This is a genomic window from Acinetobacter psychrotolerans, from assembly GCF_048552595.1.
Classification (GTDB): Bacteria; Pseudomonadota; Gammaproteobacteria; order Pseudomonadales; family Moraxellaceae; genus Acinetobacter.
Window position 1 is genome coordinate 1 of record NZ_JBIMDK010000046.1, and the last position, 906, is coordinate 906.

Genomic DNA, 906 nt, shown 5'->3' on the forward strand with positions numbered 1-906 from the left:
TTTGGACTGAGCCTGCGCCTTCTTCTGTTTCAAGTGCGTCAGCTTGCCAGCGTTGGATGTGAACTGCGGTGGGTTGAATGCTACGCTGACCGATAAAATTGGTGATTGAATCAGTTTGTTCAACAGCCGAGCTACGATGAAAGCGAATACTGCGTCGATCTAAGGCTTTGTATTGTGCATTATCATCGATCAGGCGTAGTTTTTGCGCTTGGATTTGTTCACTTGAACTGGATACTTTGAACTGTGCTTCATCAATCAGCCAGTTAATGCCTTCAGAAGCCATAAGCCTTTGAATAAATTCACTATCAAGTTCATTCTGTTGCATAATGAATGGGCGTACATCGTATTCTTTGGTCAGTCCGCTTTTATCGAAAGTCAGGCTTGAAGCGAACAATGGACTTTTTTGTTGCCATTCAGAAAAGATGATTTGTATGACATCGACAACTGATTTATTCATGAAAACACGGGAATTTCTACGGTGCTTCCATAATGCAGTTGGGTCTTCAACGGTGAGACGATAAATGGTGAGTGAACCATCACTTGCGCCAATATCCGCTTTGGTCACAATACCTGAAATTCGATTGAGTTCTGATTTATCGTTGACTATATCAATTGCGACTTGAGAACCAATAAACTGCTTTAAAGGAATGTTTGCTGAGGTTGAAAGGCAAATCAATTGTAAATTTACACCTGAATTTAGTTCATGCGTCCCATCAATGCGCTGAAGGAATACTTGATCATTCAATGAGCTATTGCTGAACTGAACATGTATGGCACGCTTTTGTGCAGTAAGCCCAAGTTGCTCTAATGCATTGTAAATATTATTAGACATTCTATATATATTTATTAGTAATTATTAACTATTCTACAAAATTAATGCCTTCCTCGTCTATATTGATTTAAATT

General features: G+C 39.0%; 1 protein-coding gene. It reads right to left on the reverse strand.

Annotated features, from left to right (window positions below):
* A partial coding sequence (locus tag ACG94X_RS16785) for a phage late control D family tail protein (protein WP_419384797.1) occupies nt 1–832 on the reverse strand: 832 nt, incomplete at its 3' end.
* Between the last annotated feature and the right edge of the window lie 74 nt (nt 833–906).